This is a genomic window from Variovorax sp. M-6, assembly GCF_052114385.1.
In the GTDB taxonomy this organism is placed as follows: domain Bacteria; phylum Pseudomonadota; class Gammaproteobacteria; order Burkholderiales; family Burkholderiaceae_C; genus Variovorax.
Genome location: NZ_JBFREQ010000003.1, coordinates 108,526 through 124,857 on the forward strand (window position 1 = coordinate 108,526; position 16,332 = coordinate 124,857).

Below are 16,332 nucleotides of genomic sequence, written 5' to 3' on the forward strand. Positions count from 1 at the left end.
TGTAGCGAACGCCGGGGAGTCCGCGCCCACAAGCAGCCCGATCGACTGAATCGGCCTTTGAATCCATTCAAATTCAAAGCTTGTGTTGGATGTCGTGAGCGATCTTTTGGGAGAACGCCTCCACCGACATGGCACCGAGGTCAACATTGCCCCGGGCGCGCACTGCGACGGCACCTGCTTCCTTTTCCTTGTCGCCTACGACGAGGATGTAAGGAAGCTTTTGCAACGAATGCTTCCGTATTTTATACGTAATCTTCTCGTTGTGCAGGTCGAGCGAAACTCTAAGCCCTTGATTCTGCAGCGTTTTGGCAACTTCCGCGGCGTAATCGGCCTGGTTTTCGCTGATATTCAGCACCGCCACCTGCACCGGAGCGAGCCAGGCCGGCAGTGCGCCGGCATGGTGTTCGATCAGCATGCCGATGAAGCGCTCGAGGCTGCCGACGATCGCGCGGTGCAGCATCACCGGGTGGGCGCGGCCGCTGGATTCCGTGACGTACTCGGCGCCCAGGCGTTCGGCCATGTTGAAGTCGACCTGCATCGTGCCGCACTGCCAGTGGCGGCCGATCGCGTCGCGCAGCGTGTACTCGATCTTGGGGCCGTAGAACGCGCCCTCGCCCGGCGAGATGACGAACTCCACGCCCGAGCGGCGCAGCGCCTCCATCAGCGCATTCTCGGCCTTGTCCCACAGTTCGTCGGAGCCGATGCGGTTGTCGGGCCGCGTCGCGACCTTGTAGAGGATGTCCGTGAAGCCGAAATCGGCATACACCTTGAGCAGCTGCGCCGTGTAGGCCACGCATTCCTCGAGGATCTGGTCTTCCGTGCAGAACACGTGGCCGTCGTCCTGCGTGAAACCGCGCACCCGCATGATGCCGTGCAGGCCGCCCGACGGCTCATTGCGGTGGCACTGGCCGAACTCGCCGTAGCGCAGCGGCAGGTCGCGGTAGCTGCGCAGGTCCGACTTGAAGATCAGCACGTGGCCCGGGCAGTTCATCGGCTTGAGCGCGTAGTCGCGCTTTTCGGACTCCGTCGTGAACATGTTCTCGCGGTAGTTCTGCCAGTGGCCCGTCTTCTCCCACAGGCTCTTGTCGAGGATCTGCGGGCCCTTGACCTCCTGGTAGCCCGTCTCGCGGTAGATGCGGCGCATGTACTGCTCGACCTGCTGCCAGATCGACCAGCCCTTCGGGTGCCAGAACACCAGGCCCGGCGCGGCCTCGTCGATGTGGAACAGGTCGAGTTCCTTGCCGAGCCGGCGGTGGTCGCGCTTCTCGGCCTCCTCGATGCGGCGGATGTAGTCCTCGAGCTGCTTCTTGTCGGCCCAGGCCGTGCCGTAGATGCGCTGCAGCTGCTCGTTCTTGGCGTCGCCGCGCCAGTAGGCGCCGGCCAGCTTCGTGAGCTTGAAGACCTTCAGGAAGCGCGTGTTCGGCACGTGCGGGCCGCGGCACATGTCGACGTATTCCTGGTGGTAGTAGAGGCCCATCGCCTTCTCGTCGGGCATGTCCTCGACCAGGCGCAGCTTGTAGTCCTCGCCGCGTGACTTGAAGACGTCGATGACCTCGTCGCGCGGCGTCATCTTCTTGACCACGTCGTAGTCCTGCGCGATCAGCTCGCGCATGCGGGCCTCGATTGCGGCCATGTCCTCGGGCGTGAACGGGCGCTCGTAGGAGATGTCGTAGTAGAAGCCTTCGTCGATCACCGGGCCGATCACCATCTTGGCCGTCGGGTAGAGCTGCTTCACCGCGTGGCCGACCAGGTGGGCCGTCGAGTGGCGGATGATCTCCAGGCCCTCGTCGTCCTTGGGCGTGATGATCTGCAGCTTGGCGGAGTGCTCGATGACGTCGCTGGCATCGACCAGCCGGCCGTCGACCTTGCCGGCGACCGTCATCTTGGCCAGGCCGGGGCCGATGGAACGGGCCACCTCGGCCACCGAAACCGGGCCGGGAAACTCGCGCTGCGAGTTGTCGGGAAGCGTGATCTGGATCATGGAAGAAACCTCGGCGAGAAACAAAAAAGCGCGGTCAGGGGACCGCGCTTGGCTTGGTGATGCGCTGGAAGATTTCCAGCATGCGCGGCCTACCGGCCTTTTCCTTCGGGGAAAAGACCGCTCGTTGCGTGCGGTGTAGTTCGCGGTGTCATAACCAGGGTGCCTTTCTCGCTCTTGTTGGTACTGGGACTGAGCCGGCGATTCTATCCGCTGCGGCGTCAGCTCGCCGCGGCGGCGTTCTTCAGGCCCAGCACCTCGATCGGCTCGATCGACGGCGGCTTGGCGAACAGCTCCGGTGCCTTCGCCATCAGGGCCTGGGCGATCGGCCCGGACAGGTGGGCCTGGCGGCCGGCCTCGTCCTCGAAGGCATCGAAGATGCCGAAGGTGCTCGGCGACAGGCGCAGCGCGAACCAGATCGGCGTGGTCTTCTCGTCGCGCGCCATGGCCAGGCCCGCTTCGAGGAACTGCTGGACCTCGGCTTCCTTGCCCGGCTTGGCTTCGAGGCGGGCGAACAGTGCGTACTTGAGCATGCGAATCTCCTTGGGAAACGCGGCAGCGCGCGATTGCGCTGGGCAAACCCACTCTAGGCTTCCCCCGGGCATCGGACTATTGGCATTTTTGACATCTTTGCTACCGTTGTTGACATGAGAGACGCACCGGCAGCGCGGCCATCCGGCGGACGAAAAAAATCCCCGCGTGAAACGATCACGCGGGGATATGAACCAGAGACCCTCGGGTCTTAGTGGAACTGTTCTTCCTCGGTCGAACCGGTCAGCGCCTTGACGCTCGACGAGCCGCCCTGGATCACGGTGGTGACGTCGTCGAAGTAGCCGGCACCGACTTCCTGCTGGTGCGACACGAAGGTGTAGCCCTTGTCGCGCGCAGCGAACTCGGGTTCCTGCACCATGTTGACGTAGTGCTTCATGCCTTCGCCGTTGGCATAGGCGTGGGCGAACTGGAAGGTGTTGTACCAGTTGATGTGGATGCCCGCGAGCGTGATGAACTGGAACTTGTAGCCCAGCGCCGAGAGGTCTTCCTGGAACGAAGCGATCTGCTTGTCGTCGAGGTTCTTCTTCCAGTTGAACGACGGCGAGCAGTTGTACGACAGCAGCTTGCCGGGGCAGGCCGCATGCACGGCTTGCGCGAATTCGCGGGCGAAGCCGATGTCCGGCACGCCGGTCTCGCACCACACGAGGTCGGCATAGGGCGCGTAGGCGACGCCGCGGCTGATGGACTGCTCGAGGCCGTTCTTGACGCGGTAGAAGCCTTCCTGCGTGCGCTCGCCGGTCAGGAAGGGCTTGTCGTTCGCGTCATGGTCGGAGGTGATCAGGTTCGCGGCTTCGGCATCGGTGCGCGCCAGCACGATGGTCGACACGCCCATCACGTCGGCAGCGAAACGCGCGGAGATCAGCTTCTCGCAAGCCTCTTGCGTGGGCACCAGCACCTTGCCGCCCATGTGGCCGCACTTCTTCACCGCGGCGAGCTGGTCTTCGAAATGCACGCCTGCGGCGCCCGCGGCGATCATGTTCTTCATCAGCTCGAAGGCGTTGAGCACGCCGCCGAAGCCGGCTTCCGCGTCGGCCACGATCGGCAGGAAGTAGTCGATGAATTCCTTGTCGCCGGGGTTGACGCCGCGGCCCCACTGGATCTCGTCGGCGCGCTTGAAGGTATTGTTGATGCGGCGGACCATCGTCGGCACCGAGTCGTAGGCATAGAGCGACTGGTCCGGGTACATGGTTTCGGAGGTGTTGCCGTCGGCGGCGACCTGCCAGCCCGACAGGTACACGGCTTCGAGGCCGGCCTTGGCCTGCTGCATCGCCTGGCCGGCGCTGATGGCGCCGAAGGCATTCACGTAGCCCTTCTTGGCGTCGCCGTTGATCTTCTCCCACAGCTTCTCGGCACCGCGACGGGCCAGCGTGTGCTCGATCGGCAGCGAGCCGCGCAGGCGCACGACGTCAGCGGCGCTGTAGCCGCGCTTGACGCCCTTCCAGCGCGGATTGGTCGCCCAATCCTTTTCGAGGGCGGCAATCTGCTGTTCGCGGCTCAGTTGTTCTGTGAGGGTCTGGGGCATGGTCACTCCGAGGGTTGATTGAGAGGTGGCGCTGTCGCGTCGTGGGAGTTACTGTAAGTCAGGCATCGACTCTTATGTCTTATAGAAGACATATTTTTGAGCCAATGAAATCAATGACTTACGCTTGTTTTTCTCAATGCGGAATTATTTTTCTTGTATTGAGAAAAATTATTGCGGCGCAGCAGTTGTCGATTTCACAATGCGAAGCGAGTTTTTCGCGCGTGAAAACCCACCTGCCCCGGGCAGCTCAACCGCGGCGAAACCAGTCGCCGCTGGCGATCGGCGCACGACCGGCGATGCGATCGGGATGAATCTCGTAGACCAGGCAGGCAAGCTGCGCCCCGGCCACGCGCACCCGCACTTCGCGCTTGATGTATTCGCCCGTGCCGTCGGGCTTCACCTCTTCCAGCAGGTCCAGCTGCGCTTCGAGCGCCGGCGTGATCCGGTAGATCTCGCCGCGCACCCTGCCCTCGCCGCCCAGCACCGCGCCCGGATAGGCGCCGAGGTCGTACAGCGTGCCGGCGATCTCGCCATCGGCGACCCGCTCGGGCGGCGGCGCGAAGCGGGCGATGTCGTTGCTGCCGCCGGCGCGCAGGGTCCCGTAGACGAAGACATGGCGGGGCGCCGCGGAGGCGGCAGCATGGGAATCGGGCATCATCGAATCAATCCTCGGAACGGCGCCAGTCTATTGAACACCGCATCCCACGCACCCGGCCGCCTCGTGGCCTATGGCTGCCTCGCCCTGAGCATGTCGCTGGTCGGCAGCTATGTCGCCCTCTCCAAACCGCTGGTGGCCGCCTTTCCGGTGCTGCTGCTCGCCTGGCTGCGCTTCGGCATCGCGGCGCTGGCGATGCCGCACTGGCTGCGCCGCCCGGCCGGAGAACCGCCGATGACCAGGCGCACGCGCGGGCTCGTGTTCCTCGAGTCCTTCCTCGGAAACTTCCTGTTCTCGATCTGCATGCTCTTCGGCGTCAGCCTGACGAGCGCCGTGTCGGCCGGCGTCATCATGGCCTCGATCCCGGCCGTGGTCGCGATCGGCAGCAGGGTCTTCCTGCGCGAGAGCATCACGCCGCGCGTGGGCCTGGCGATCGCCTGTGCCGCCCTGGGGATCGGCCTGCTCGCGCTCGCACCCGCGCAGGCCGGCGCGCATGCCGGTGCCGCAAGCGGCTCCTCGATGCCCTGGCTGGGCAACCTGCTGGTGTTCTGCGCGGTGCTTTGCGAGGCCGCCTACGCGGTGATCGGCAAGTCGCTGACCGGCCGGCTCGGGCCCAAGCGCATCTCCTCGCTGATCAACCTCTGGGGCTTCGTGCTGTCGACGCCGTTCGGCATCTGGTTCGCGCTGCGCTTCGATTTCGGCTCGGTGTCGATCGGCATGTGGAGCCTGCTCCTGGTCTACGCGCTGGCCGCGAGCATCTGGACGGTGTGGCTCTGGATGACCGGTCTCAAGAGCGTGCCCGCCTCGCAGGCCGGCGTGTTCACCGTGATGCTGCCGGTGAGCGCCGCAGTGGTCGGCGTGCTGGTGCTCGGCGAGGGACTGACGGCTGCGCAGGTCGTCGCTTTTGCGCTCGCGCTGCTCGGTGTCGTGCTCGCCACATGGCCTTCGCGCCGCAGTTGAAGCCTCTCCCCGGGGAAAGTCTCTGCTTTCTCCCTCTGAAAAAACAACAGCTCCCAATGAAAAAGTCGCTTTTTCCCTTGGAAACGCGTTTCTTCTCCTTTAGCATCCGCAATGCCGATGGAGACACTGCTTTTCATTGGTGAAAGTGTCCAACCAAAAAAGGAAATCAACCATGGCAACTGCAAAGAAGGCTCCGGCCAAGAAAGCTCCCGCGAAGAAGGCCGCACCGGCCAAGAAGGCGGCTGCACCGGCAAAGAAGGCTGCTGCTCCCGCGAAGAAGGCTGCACCCGCCAAGAAGGCCGCTCCGGCCAAGAAGGCTGCTCCCGCGAAGAAGGCTGCCGCTCCCGCCAAGAAGCGCACTCCCAACGCTGCGTTCATGAAGGCCCTGACCCCCAGCCCGGCGCTCGCCGCCGTGGTCGGTTCGACGCCTCTGCCGCGCACCGCTGTCGTGAGCAAGCTGTGGGACTACATCAAGAAGAACAACCTTCAGGACAAGGCCAACAAGCGCAACATCAACGCCGACGCCAAGCTGAAGGAAATCTTCGGCAAGGCGCAAGTGTCGATGTTCGAACTGGCCTCGCTGATCGGCAAGCACGTCAAGTAAGCCTGCGAGCGCCTTGCGCGCTTGCCTCGAAGAAGCCGGCACCTGCCGGCTTTTTTTTGCCCCTTTTCAGCGGCCGGCGGCCTGCGCCTCGGCCGCCTTCGTGATCGCACTCAGCGTGCCGCGGGTGGTGATCACCTCGGGGTCGAGCGGGATCTCGATCAGCGTGCCGGTATCGGCCGCCAGCGCGCGCAGCAGCGCGGCTTCGAACTGCGCGGTCTCGGTCACGCGCTCGGCGGCATAGCCATAGGCCCGGGCCAGCGCGCAGAAGTCCGGGTTCTGCAGCGCGGTACCGCTCACCTTGTTCGGGTACTCGCGCTCCTGGTGCATGCGGATGGTGCCGAACATGCCGTTGTTGAGCAGCACGACGATGCTCTTGCCGCCATGCTGCGAGGCGGTGGCGAGTTCCTGCCCGTTCATCAGGAAGTCGCCGTCGCCCGCGATCGTGAAGGCGACGCGTCCGGTCGCGATGTTGGCCGCGATGCCCGCCGGCACGCCGTAGCCCATCGCGCCGCTGGTGGGCGCGAGTTGCGTCTTGTGGCCCTTGGCGAGGCCGTGGTAGCGGAAGTAGCGATGCACCCAGCTCGCGAAGTTGCCCGCGCCGTTGGTGATCGCCGCATCGGGCGGCAGGTGCTTCTGAAGCAGCCCGACCACTTCCACCATGTCGACGGCACCGCGCGGCGCTTCGGCCGGCAGGCCCGCGAGCGGCTGCGGCGCCAGGTTCGCGAGGTAGTCGGCATGGGCCGCCGCGGTCCAGGCCTCCCACGGCAGCTCGGTCGGTGCGCTCAGCACCTCGAGGCTGCGCGCGGCCGAGGCCATGCCGACGTTGATCGCCAGGTCGGCCTGGTAGACGCGGTTGAGTTCCTCGGCGCTGGCGTGCATGTGCACCAGCGTCTGCTTCGCCTTCGGCGCTTCGAGCAGCGTGTAGCCGCCGGTGGTCATCTCGCCCAGGCGCGGGCCGATCGCGAGGATCAGGTCGCTCTGCCGGACGCGCTCGGCCAGCTTCGGATTGATGGCGATGCCGACGTCGCCGGCGTAGAGCGGATGGTGGTTGTCGAAGGTGTCCTGGAAGCGGAAGGCGTTCGCCACCGGCAGCTTCCAGTTTTCGGCGAAGCGCTGCAGCGCCTGCGCCGCCTGCGGGGTCCAGCCGCCTCCGCCGGCGATCACCAGCGGGCGCTGCGATTTCAGCAGCAGCTCGCGCAAGGTGCGCAGTGCGCCGGGGTCGCTCCAGGCCGCCACGGGCTCGACCCGCTTGAGCGGCCGGGCGGAGGTCATCGTGCGCAGCATGTCCTCGGGCAGCACCAGCACCACCGGGCCGGGGCGGCCGTTCATCGCGGTGGCGAAGGCGCGCGCCACGTACTCGGGAATGCGGTCGGCGTCGTCGATGCGCTCCACCCGCTTGGCGAAGCCCTTGGTACTGGGCCCGAAGAAGCTCGCGTAGTCGACCTCCTGGAAGGCCTCGCGGTCGCGGAAGTCGCTGCCGACATCGCCGACGAACAGCACCATCGGCGTGGAATCCTGGAAGGCGTTGTGCACGCCGATCGATGCGTTGGTCGCGCCCGGCCCGCGGGTCACGAAGCACACGCCAGGCCGATTGCAGAGCTTTCCGTGCGCCTCGGCCATGAAGGCCGCCCCGCCCTCCTGGCGGTTGACGATGAAGCGGATGCGGTCGCCGTGGGCATGAAAACCATCGAGCACCGCGAGAAAACTCTCTCCCGGAACGCCGAAGGCCAATTCGACGCCTTGCTCGACCAGGCACTCGACGAGCAGATGGCCGGCCATGACACGGGTGGCGGAGGACGCGCCCATGGCGCCGGACGGGGAAGCTTGTTGAGATTGGGTCATGCTGTGCTTGTGGTCGTCGTCCGCATTATCGGCACCTGCTCCGCGCTAATTCACCGGGCGCCCTCGGGAAAACGATGTGGTTGTTATTCACTCGATCGTGAATTATCCAGCCCATGTTGAGCCGACCGCACACACCGTCGACAGAGGCCCCGGAGCCCGTCGCTTCCGTCGTGGAGATGCGCGGGCGCAACGCCGATCGCACGCAGCAGGAGATCCTGCGCGCGGCCACCGAGGAGTTCTCGACCGTCGGACTGGGCGGCGCGCGCATGGAACGGATCGCTGCGCTCGCGGGGGTGAACAAGCGCCTCATCTACTACTACTTCGAGAGCAAGGAGCTGCTCTTCCTGTCGGTGCTCGAAGACACCTACGCACGCATCCGCGCGGCCGAGAAGAAGCTGCGGCTCGAGAACCTCGACCCGGCCACCGCCGTGCGCAGGCTGGTCGAGTTCACCTGGCAGTACTACCTCGAGAACCCCGAGTTCCTGACCCTTCTCAACAGCGAGAACCTGCACAAGGCGCGCCATCTGCAGCGCTCCTCGCGCATCCAGGAGATGAACTCCCCGCTCGTCCAGCTGCTGCGCGACGTGGTCGAGCGCGGGCAGCGCGCCGAGCTGTTCCGCGAAGGTGTCGACCCGGTCCAGCTCTACATCTCGATCGCGAGTCTTTGCTACTTCTACCTTTCCAACAACGCCACGCTGTCGACGATCTTCGGTCGTGACCTGCTGGCCCCGACGGCACTGTCGGAGCGCCTTTCCCACATGACCGAAGTGATCATGGGCTACCTGCTTCGGAAGTAGCTTTGACGGCGCAATCGACGCTTCGCAATTCACCACTACGGTAATAGAACGGAGACAAGATGGATTCCTTCGACGCGGCGTACTACCGTCACCACGGCCACCTGACAGTCAACGGCGTGTTCCTCCCGCACGAGATGGACAGCGTCGTGCGCGACATCGAGCAATGGGGCGAGTCCTTCCTCGAAGCGTTGCCGGCCGAGCAGCGCGCCTGGTACGTCGACGGCGGCGTTTCCGCGCGCACGGTGCTTCGCAAGCTCGACAACCCGCATGCGCAGCGCGCGCCGGTGCAGGCGCTGGCGCGCGATCGCCGGCTGCTGGACCTGGTCGAGGGGTTCATCGGCCCGGGCGTCTCCGTGTACTTCAGCCAGATCTTCTTCAAGCCGCCGGAAGGCGGCGGTCCGAAGCCGGCGCATCAGGACAACTTCTACTTCGGCCCGGCCGATCCGGAAGGCGTGGTCACGGCGTGGATCGCACTGGACGACGCCACGCTCGAGAACGGCTGCCTCTACTTCGGCGACGGCACCCAGGCCGGTCCGGTCTACCCGCATTTCGCGCCCGAAGGCGAACCGTACAACCTGCAGATTCCGCCGGAGATCCTCGAGCGCCAGCCGATGTCGCCGGCGCCGGTGCGCAAGGGCGGCGTGAGCTTCCATCACGGCAACACCTTCCACTGCTCGGGACCCAATCTGAGCCACAAATGGCGACGCGCCTGCGCCCTGCACTTCGTCAGCAACGGCAACGCCTTCGAAAACCCGGCGCTGCCTTACGACCACTCGCTGAAGTTCCAGGTGTCCTGAAGCGATGAAGCACTGGATACACCCGGCCACGCGCCCCTTCTGGCTGATCCTGGTCCTGCTGGTCCTCTGGGACCTGCTGATCCGGATCTTCAAGATCCCGCCCTATCTGATTCCGCCGCCCCTGGCCGTCATCAAGCAACTCGGCACGGAGTGGCCGATGCTGCTGCGCGAGATGATGCCCACGCTCTATGCGACGCTCGGCGGCTTCGCCCTCTCGGCGCTGATCGGCGTGCCGATCGCGATGTGGATCGCCTACTCGCGTGTCGTCGAAAGCTTCGTCTATCCGCTGCTGGTCTTCTCGCAGTCGGTGCCGAAGGTCGCGATCGCGCCGCTCTTCGTGGTCTGGTTCGGCTTCGGCATCGTTCCGAAGGTCATCGCGGCGTTTCTGCTGGGATTCTTTCCCGTGGTGGTGTCGACGGTGCAGGGCTTCAAGTCGGTCGAGCCGGACGTTGTCGACCTGGCGCGCTCGATGGGAGCCAACGGCCTGAAGATCTTCCTCAAGTTCCGGCTGCCGCATGCGCTGCCCTCGATATTCAGCGGCTTGAAGGTCTCGGTCACGCTGGCGGTGGTCGGCGCGGTGGTCGGCGAGTTCGTCGGCTCGAACTCCGGGATCGGCTTCGTGCTGCAGCGCGCCACGGGCACCTTCGATCTGCCGCTCATGTTCGCGGCGCTGGTCGTGCTGTCGATGATGGGCGTGGTGCTCTTTCTCATCGTCGAACTGGTCGAGCGCTGGCTCATGCCGTGGCATGCCTCGCAGCGCCACGACCTGCAGGCCACGGCCTGAGCTTTCCCCCTCGATCCCGCAACACAAACAGGAGACAAGCATGGAACGTCGCAATCTGATTCGGGTGGCTTGCGCAGCGGCGCTGGCGGCAGGTCTGGTGACCAGCGCCATTGCGCAGCAGCGCGACAAGGTCACGCTGCTGCTCAACTGGTACGTCTACAGCGAGCACGCGCCGTTCTTCCTCGGCAAGGCCAAGGGCTTCTACGAAGCGGAAGGCATCGACCTCGACATCCAGGAAGGCCGCGGCTCGGCCGTGTCGATCCAGGCGGTGGCCGCCAACTCGGCGACCTTCGGCTACGTCGATGTGCCCACCATGATCAAGGCCGCGACCAAGGGCGCGCCGGTCAGGGCCGTCGGCGTCGCGCTGCAGGTGAGCCCCATGTCGGTCATGGGCCTCGCGGAGAAGAACATCAAGACGCCCAAGGACATCGTCGGCAAGACGGTCGCGATGACGCCCGGCGATTCGATGAGCCAGATCTGGCCGCTGTTCCTCAAGAAGACCGGCCTGCAGGAGGGCCAGTACAAGGTCGTCTCCGGCGACGCGCAGACCAAGCTCAACGCGGTCATCAATGGCCAGGCGGACTTGCTGCTCGGCTACCTGATGGATCAGAACATCAAGGTCCAGGATGCCACCAAGAAGCCGGTCGAGGTCATCCGCTTCGCCGACTACGGCGTGTCGCTGATCAGTTCCGGCATCGTCGCCCACAAGGATACGCTGGCCAACAAGGGCGACCTAGTGAAGCGCTTCATGCGCGCCACCACCCGGGCCTTCGAAGAGACCGAAAAGGCGCCCGAGGCAGCGATCGATGCCATGCTCCAGGCCAACGGCAAGGCGGGCCAGCGAGACACCCTCCTCATCGGCATCAAGCTGACCACGCCGCTCTATCACACGCCCGAGACCAAGGGCATGCGCCCGCTGCGCGCCTCGATGAAGGACGTGAACGATTCGCTGGACCTGCTCGTGCAGTACGGCGGCCTCGAAGCCGCGTCGCGCGGCAAGGCCGAGGATTGGGTGACCAACGACTTCCTGCCGCAATGAGCGCCGCGCCGGGCCGCCCCAAGCAAGCTCGCACCCCCTCGGGGGGCAGCGAGGACACGAAGTGCCAAGCGTGGGGGTTGAAATGAGCGCAGTACCCAGCAACGTCGTTCCGCTGGAACCCGCAGCGCGCGCCGCGATGACGACGGCACCCGCGCTGATCGAAGGGCGCGGCGTGAGCAAGGTCTATCGCACGCGCGATGGCGACGTCGAGACGCTCAAGCCACTCGATTTCCGGATCCGTGCCGGCGAATTCGTCTCGGTGGTCGGCCCTTCGGGCTGCGGGAAGAGCACGCTGATGAAGATGGTGGCGGGCCTGCTGCCGATCAGCGGCGGCGAGTTGTCGCTGTCGGGTAAGCCCGTGCGCGGGCCCCAGACCAACGTCGGCATCGTGTTCCAGAGCGCGCTGCTGCTGCCCTGGCGCAGCGTGATCGACAACATCCTGCTGCAAGCCGAGATTCGCAACATGCCGAAGGCAGCGGCGCGCGAGCGTGCCGAGCAGCTGATGGAGATGGCGGGTCTGCGTGGCTTCGAGAACAAGTACCCGTGGCAGCTCTCGGGCGGCATGCAGCAGCGCGTCGCGATCCTGCGTGCGCTGCTGCACGACCCGCCGGTGCTGCTGATGGACGAGCCGTTCGGCGCGCTCGACGCGATGACGCGGGAGAAGATGAACCTGGAGCTCCAGCGGATCTGGATGGCCGCCGGCAAGACAGTGCTGCTGATCACGCACAGCATTCCCGAAGCCATCTTCCTGTCCGACCGCGTGTTCGTCATGACCGAGCGGCCGGGGCGTTTCGCCGCTGTCTACGACATCGACCTGCCGCGTCCGCGCCCGCTGGACGTGATGGGAACGGAGCGCTTCGCCGCCTACGCCCGAACCCTGCGCGCGCACTTCTTCGCGCAGGGCAACCTCGACGCCCATTGAGCGCCTGACCTTGCCTGCCTTTCAATCATCGGCCTCGGCGCCGCCCGTACGCGTCCTCGCGATCGACTGCGGCGTGCGGCCCATGCAGCTGCGCCTGCCCTTCAAGTTCGGCGCCAGCACGCTCACGCGCTGCCCGCAGCTCTTCGTCAGGGCGACGGTGGATTGCGGCGCGCTCGGCACGACGCTGGGCTGGGCCGCGGAAATGATGGTGCCGCGCTGGTTCGACAAGCGCGTGGGCCCGAGCCAGTCCGACAACGTGCTCGACCTGCAGCGCGCGGTCGAGGCCGCATCGACGGCCTACATGGGCGGAGCGTCGACAACGGCATTCGGTCTTTTCGCGCGGCACTACGTCGACCTGATGGCACTGGGCGCATCGCGCGGCGCGACCGCCCTGTCGGCCGCTTACGGGCAGGCCGTGCTGGACCGCGCGGTGCTGGACGCACTCTGCCGCGCCTCGCAGCTGTCCGCCTCTGCCGCATTCCGGTGCAATCTGGTCGGCATGGATGACACGCCGCTGACGCAGGACCTGCGGGGCTGGAACTGGCGCGCATGGCTCGAGGGCCTCTCCCCCGCCTCGAATCTGCATGCGCGCCACACCGTCGGCATGCTCGATGCCCTCGAGGGCGACACCGAAGACGCCACCGGATTGCCGACCAGCCTGCCCGCCGTGGTTCGCCGCTACGGCCATCGCTTCTTCAAGATCAAGCTCGGCGGCGATCCCGAGGTCGACCTCGCGCGCCTCGATGCCGTGCTGGCGACGCTCGACGCCGTGGCGCCGGGCCACCGGTTCACCCTCGACGGCAACGAGCAGTACGCCGACGCGCATGCCCTGCGCGCGTTGTGCGAGGGCCTGCGCGCACTGCCGCGGCTGGCCGCACGGCCGCAGGCGCTGCTGTACCTGGAGCAGCCGCTGCCGCGCGATGCCAGCATGGACGCCTCGCTCATCGAACTCGATGCACCCGCGCCGCTGCTGCTCGACGAGGCGGACGGCACGCTCGACGCGTTTCCCACGGGCCGTACCCACGGCTGGCTGGGGGTATCGAGCAAGGCCTGCAAGGGCCTCTACAAGGCCGTCATCAATCGCGCGCGCTGCGATCAATGGAATCTCTCCGGCGGCGGCCTTGCCGGCCGCTGCTTCATGTCCGCGGAGGACCTGACCTGCCAGGCAGGCCTCGCGGTGCAGCAGGACCTCGCGCTGGCCTCGCTGCTGGGCCTGCGGCATTGCGAGCGCAATGGCCATCACTATGTCGATGGTTTCGGCGATGCGCCGGCAGCGGAGCAAGCCGCCTTTGCCGCCGCGCACCCCGATCTTTACGACACCAGCGCCGGTCGGCCCCGCCTCGCCATTCGCCGCGGCCTGCTGGCGATCGACTCGCTCGCCCGGCCGGGCTTCGCACACGCCGCCGATCCGGACTTCGACAGCCTCCAACCCCTCTCGCAGGCGTCCATCCTCGTGTAGGCGCCGCCAGGCACTTCAACCCCATCCACAGCGGAGAACCACCCCATGGCACAACAACGACTCGGAATCATCATGCACGGCGTCACTGGACGCATGGGCACGAACCAGCACCTGATCCGCTCCATCGTCGCGATCCGCGCCCAGGGCGGCGTGACGCTCTCGAACGGCGATACCGTCATGCCCGACCCGATCCTCATCGGCCGCAACGCCGACAAGATCGAGGCGCTGGCCAAGGCCCACGGCATCGCGCGCTGGGGCAACGACCTCGACCGCGCGCTGGAGAACAAGGACGACACCGTCTTCTTCGACGCCGGCACCACGCAGATGCGCCCGATGCTGCTGGCCAAGGCGATCCGCGCCGGCAAGCACGTCTATTGCGAGAAGCCGATCGCGACCAATCTCAACGAGGCGGTCGAGATCGCCCGCCTCGCCGAAGAGGCTGGACGAACCCAGGGCCTGAAGCACGGCGCGGTGCAGGACAAGCTCTTCCTGCCCGGCCTGCGCAAGCTCGACATGCTGCGCCGCGCCGGTTTCTTCGGCCGCATGCTGTCGGTGCGCCTCGAGTTCGGCTACTGGGTGTTCGAAGGCGACCTGCAGCCGACCCAGCGCCCCTCGTGGAACTACCGCAAGGAAGACGGCGGCGGCATGATCCTGGACATGATGTGCCACTGGCGCTACGTGCTGGACAACCTGTTCGGCGAAGTGCAGTCGGTGTCGTGCCTGGGCACCACGCACATCCCCAGGCGCTGGGACGAAGCCGGCAAGCCCTACGAGGCCACGGCCGACGACGCCGCCTACGCCACCTGCGAACTCAAGGGCCACAACGGCGAGCCGGTGATCGCGCAGATCAACATGAGCTGGGTCACGCGCGTTCGCCGCGACGACCTCGTGACCTTCCACGTCGACGGCACCGACGGCTCGGCGGTCGCGGGTCTGTCGTCGTGCCGCGCGCAATCGCGGGTGGCGACGCCGCGTCCGGTCTGGAACCCGGACGAGAAGCAGACCATCAACTTCTTCGACCAGTGGCAGGAGATCCCCGACTCGCAGGTCTACGACAACGGCTTCAAGATCCAGTGGGAGCACTTCATCCGCCATGTGGTCGAGAACGCGCCGTACAAGTGGACGCTGCCCGAGGGCGCCAAGGGCGTGCAACTGGTCGAGCGCGCCCTGGAAAGCTGGAAGGACCGGCGTTGGGTCGACGTGCCAGCGCTGACGATCTGAGGCATTCGATGGCCCTTTCCCTCACCCTCCCCGTCGCCGGCGGCGCGCTCGCGCCGTACGCGCTGCGCGGCCGCGCACCGGTCGAGCCGGCTGCGGGCATCCAGTTCAACCGCATCGCCTACTCGGCGGCGCACGTCGTGGCCGACCCGCTGGCCGCGGTCGACCCCTGGCTGCAATGCGCGGTCGACTGGGACGCCACCATCGGCTATCGCCGCCACCTGTGGTCGCTGGGCCTGGGCGTGGCCGAGGCCATGGACACGGCGCAGCGCGGCATGGGCCTCGACTGGCCGACCTCGCTCGAACTGATCCGCCGTTCGCTCGAGGCGGCGAAGGAGGTGCCGGGTGCGCGGGTCGCCTCGGGCTGCGGCACCGATCACCTGGACCTCGATGGCGTGAAGAACGTCGACGACGTGATCCGCGGCTACGAGGAGCAGATGGCCGCGATCGAGGCGCTCGACGGCAAGCTGATCGTGATGGCGAGCCGGGCGCTGGCCCGGGTCGCGAAGAGCCCCGGCGACTACGAGCGCGTGTACGACCGCATCCTGAGCCAGGCGAAGCAGCCGGTGGTGCTGCACTGGCTCGGCGACATGTTCGACCCGGCGCTGGCCGGGTACTGGGGCACGGCCGACGTCGACCGCGCGATGGACACGGCGCTCGGCATCATCGCGGCCCACCCGGACAAGGTCGACGGCATCAAGATTTCCCTGCTCGACAAGGACAAGGAGATCGCGATGCGCCGCCGGCTGCCGCCGGGCGTGCGGATGTACACCGGCGACGATTTCAACTACGCCGAGCTGATCGCGGGCGACGGCCACGGCAGCGATCCGATGCATGGCCGCAGCGATGCGCTGCTGGGCATCTTCGACGCCATCGCACCGGCCGCGAGTGCGGCGCTGGGCGAGCTCGCCCGCGGCAACGTCGAAAAGTTCCACGCGATCCTGGGCCCCACGGTGCCGCTGTCGCGCCACATCTTTGCGGCGCCGACACGCTTCTACAAGACCGGCGTGGTCTTCATGGCCTGGCTCAACGGCCACCAGCGCCACTTCACGATGGTCGGCGGCCAGCAGAGCACGCGCTCGCTGCAGCATTTCGCCGAGCTGTTCCGGCTGGCCGATGCGGCCAACCTGCTGGAGCAGCCCGAGCTCGCGGTGCGGCGGATGAAGACGCTGCTGGCGCTGCATGGCGTCGAGGATTGAGCGG

15 protein-coding genes are annotated in these 16,332 nt (G+C 66.3%); 10 read left to right on the forward strand and 5 right to left on the reverse strand.

What is annotated here, in order from left to right:
- Window positions 1–73: 73 nt before the first annotated feature.
- The 4 genes from thrS to AB4Z46_RS04800 form a co-directional block, all read right to left on the reverse strand.
- Window positions 74–1,981 carry a threonine--tRNA ligase gene (gene thrS / locus AB4Z46_RS04785; RefSeq protein ID WP_442282336.1) on the reverse strand — a complete coding sequence of 636 codons (1,908 nt, stop codon included), beginning with the start codon at window positions 1,979–1,981 and terminating at the stop codon, window positions 74–76.
- 218 nt (window positions 1,982–2,199) lie between these two features.
- The gene (locus AB4Z46_RS04790; protein ID WP_442282337.1) at window positions 2,200–2,511 is read right to left on the reverse strand and encodes a putative quinol monooxygenase; all 312 of its coding nucleotides are present in this window, start codon (window positions 2,509–2,511) and stop codon (window positions 2,200–2,202) included.
- A gap of 209 nt (window positions 2,512–2,720) precedes the next feature.
- Window positions 2,721–4,052: an isocitrate lyase gene (gene aceA / locus AB4Z46_RS04795; RefSeq protein WP_442282338.1), complete on the reverse strand. Its 1,332-nt coding sequence runs from the start codon at window positions 4,050–4,052 to the stop codon at window positions 2,721–2,723.
- Window positions 4,053–4,299: 247 nt separating this feature from the next.
- Window positions 4,300–4,707, reverse strand: coding sequence for a gamma-glutamylcyclotransferase family protein (locus AB4Z46_RS04800; RefSeq protein WP_442282534.1), 408 nt, complete (start codon window positions 4,705–4,707; stop codon window positions 4,300–4,302).
- 33 nt (window positions 4,708–4,740) lie between these two features.
- Here AB4Z46_RS04800 and AB4Z46_RS04805 point away from each other — a divergent pair, with 33 nt between their 5' ends.
- Window positions 4,741–5,667, forward strand: coding sequence for a DMT family transporter (locus AB4Z46_RS04805; protein WP_442282339.1), 927 nt, complete (start codon window positions 4,741–4,743; stop codon window positions 5,665–5,667).
- A gap of 172 nt (window positions 5,668–5,839) precedes the next feature.
- Entirely contained in the window at window positions 5,840–6,271 is a 432-nt protein-coding gene (locus AB4Z46_RS04810) for an SWIB/MDM2 domain-containing protein (RefSeq protein WP_442282535.1), read from the forward strand.
- A gap of 66 nt (window positions 6,272–6,337) precedes the next feature.
- On the opposite strand, the gene AB4Z46_RS04815 is transcribed toward AB4Z46_RS04810, so the two are convergent.
- On the reverse strand, window positions 6,338–8,077 hold the full coding sequence (locus tag AB4Z46_RS04815; protein ID WP_442282536.1) for a thiamine pyrophosphate-binding protein: 1,740 nt from the start codon (window positions 8,075–8,077) through the stop codon (window positions 6,338–6,340).
- 149 nt (window positions 8,078–8,226) lie between these two features.
- Here AB4Z46_RS04815 and AB4Z46_RS04820 point away from each other — a divergent pair, with 149 nt between their 5' ends.
- The 8 genes from AB4Z46_RS04820 (at window position 8,227) to AB4Z46_RS04855 (ending at window position 16,328) form a co-directional block, all read left to right on the forward strand.
- Window positions 8,227–8,910, forward strand: coding sequence for a TetR/AcrR family transcriptional regulator (locus AB4Z46_RS04820; RefSeq protein WP_442282340.1), 684 nt, complete (start codon window positions 8,227–8,229; stop codon window positions 8,908–8,910).
- Between the two features lie 59 nt (window positions 8,911–8,969).
- The gene (locus AB4Z46_RS04825) at window positions 8,970–9,707 is read left to right on the forward strand and encodes a phytanoyl-CoA dioxygenase family protein (protein WP_442282341.1); all 738 of its coding nucleotides are present in this window, start codon (window positions 8,970–8,972) and stop codon (window positions 9,705–9,707) included.
- Between the two features lie 4 nt (window positions 9,708–9,711).
- On the forward strand, window positions 9,712–10,491 hold the full coding sequence (locus tag AB4Z46_RS04830; protein ID WP_442282342.1) for an ABC transporter permease: 780 nt from the start codon (window positions 9,712–9,714) through the stop codon (window positions 10,489–10,491).
- Between the two features lie 40 nt (window positions 10,492–10,531).
- Window positions 10,532–11,530, forward strand: a complete 999-nt coding sequence (locus AB4Z46_RS04835) for an ABC transporter substrate-binding protein (RefSeq protein ID WP_442282343.1) — start codon at window positions 10,532–10,534, stop codon at window positions 11,528–11,530.
- Window positions 11,531–11,666: 136 nt separating this feature from the next.
- Window positions 11,667–12,452, forward strand: coding sequence for an ABC transporter ATP-binding protein (locus AB4Z46_RS04840; protein WP_442282537.1), 786 nt, complete (start codon window positions 11,667–11,669; stop codon window positions 12,450–12,452).
- Window positions 12,453–12,462: 10 nt separating this feature from the next.
- Complete coding sequence (locus AB4Z46_RS04845) at window positions 12,463–13,911, forward strand: enolase C-terminal domain-like protein (RefSeq protein ID WP_442282344.1); 1,449 nt, start codon at window positions 12,463–12,465, stop codon at window positions 13,909–13,911.
- A 45-nt stretch (window positions 13,912–13,956) separates the two neighbouring features.
- Window positions 13,957–15,132 carry a Gfo/Idh/MocA family protein gene (locus AB4Z46_RS04850; RefSeq protein ID WP_442282345.1) on the forward strand — a complete coding sequence of 392 codons (1,176 nt, stop codon included), beginning with the start codon at window positions 13,957–13,959 and terminating at the stop codon, window positions 15,130–15,132.
- Window positions 15,133–15,140: 8 nt separating this feature from the next.
- The gene (locus AB4Z46_RS04855; RefSeq protein ID WP_442282346.1) at window positions 15,141–16,328 is read left to right on the forward strand and encodes a dihydrodipicolinate synthase family protein; all 1,188 of its coding nucleotides are present in this window, start codon (window positions 15,141–15,143) and stop codon (window positions 16,326–16,328) included.
- Window positions 16,329–16,332 lie beyond the last annotated feature (4 nt).

Excerpts from the sequence above, each read along its gene's own strand:
- AB4Z46_RS04830 (WP_442282342.1), top strand. The coding sequence starts at position 9,712 with ATGAAGCACTGGATACACCCGGCCACGCGCCCCTTCTGGCTGATCCTG.
- AB4Z46_RS04815 (WP_442282536.1), bottom strand. The coding sequence starts at position 8,077 with ATGGGCGCGTCCTCCGCCACCCGTGTCATGGCCGGCCATCTGCTCGTC.
- AB4Z46_RS04800 (WP_442282534.1), bottom strand. The coding sequence starts at position 4,707 with ATGCCCGATTCCCATGCTGCCGCCTCCGCGGCGCCCCGCCATGTCTTC.
- AB4Z46_RS04790 (WP_442282337.1), bottom strand. The coding sequence starts at position 2,511 with ATGCTCAAGTACGCACTGTTCGCCCGCCTCGAAGCCAAGCCGGGCAAG.
- AB4Z46_RS04835 (WP_442282343.1), top strand. The coding sequence starts at position 10,532 with ATGGAACGTCGCAATCTGATTCGGGTGGCTTGCGCAGCGGCGCTGGCG.
- aceA (WP_442282338.1), bottom strand. The coding sequence starts at position 4,052 with ATGCCCCAGACCCTCACAGAACAACTGAGCCGCGAACAGCAGATTGCC.
- AB4Z46_RS04825 (WP_442282341.1), top strand. The coding sequence starts at position 8,970 with ATGGATTCCTTCGACGCGGCGTACTACCGTCACCACGGCCACCTGACA.
- thrS (WP_442282336.1), bottom strand. The coding sequence starts at position 1,981 with ATGATCCAGATCACGCTTCCCGACAACTCGCAGCGCGAGTTTCCCGGC.
- AB4Z46_RS04810 (WP_442282535.1), top strand. The coding sequence starts at position 5,840 with ATGGCAACTGCAAAGAAGGCTCCGGCCAAGAAAGCTCCCGCGAAGAAG.
- AB4Z46_RS04820 (WP_442282340.1), top strand. The coding sequence starts at position 8,227 with ATGTTGAGCCGACCGCACACACCGTCGACAGAGGCCCCGGAGCCCGTC.
- AB4Z46_RS04850 (WP_442282345.1), top strand. The coding sequence starts at position 13,957 with ATGGCACAACAACGACTCGGAATCATCATGCACGGCGTCACTGGACGC.
- AB4Z46_RS04840 (WP_442282537.1), top strand. The coding sequence starts at position 11,667 with ATGACGACGGCACCCGCGCTGATCGAAGGGCGCGGCGTGAGCAAGGTC.
- AB4Z46_RS04855 (WP_442282346.1), top strand. The coding sequence starts at position 15,141 with ATGGCCCTTTCCCTCACCCTCCCCGTCGCCGGCGGCGCGCTCGCGCCG.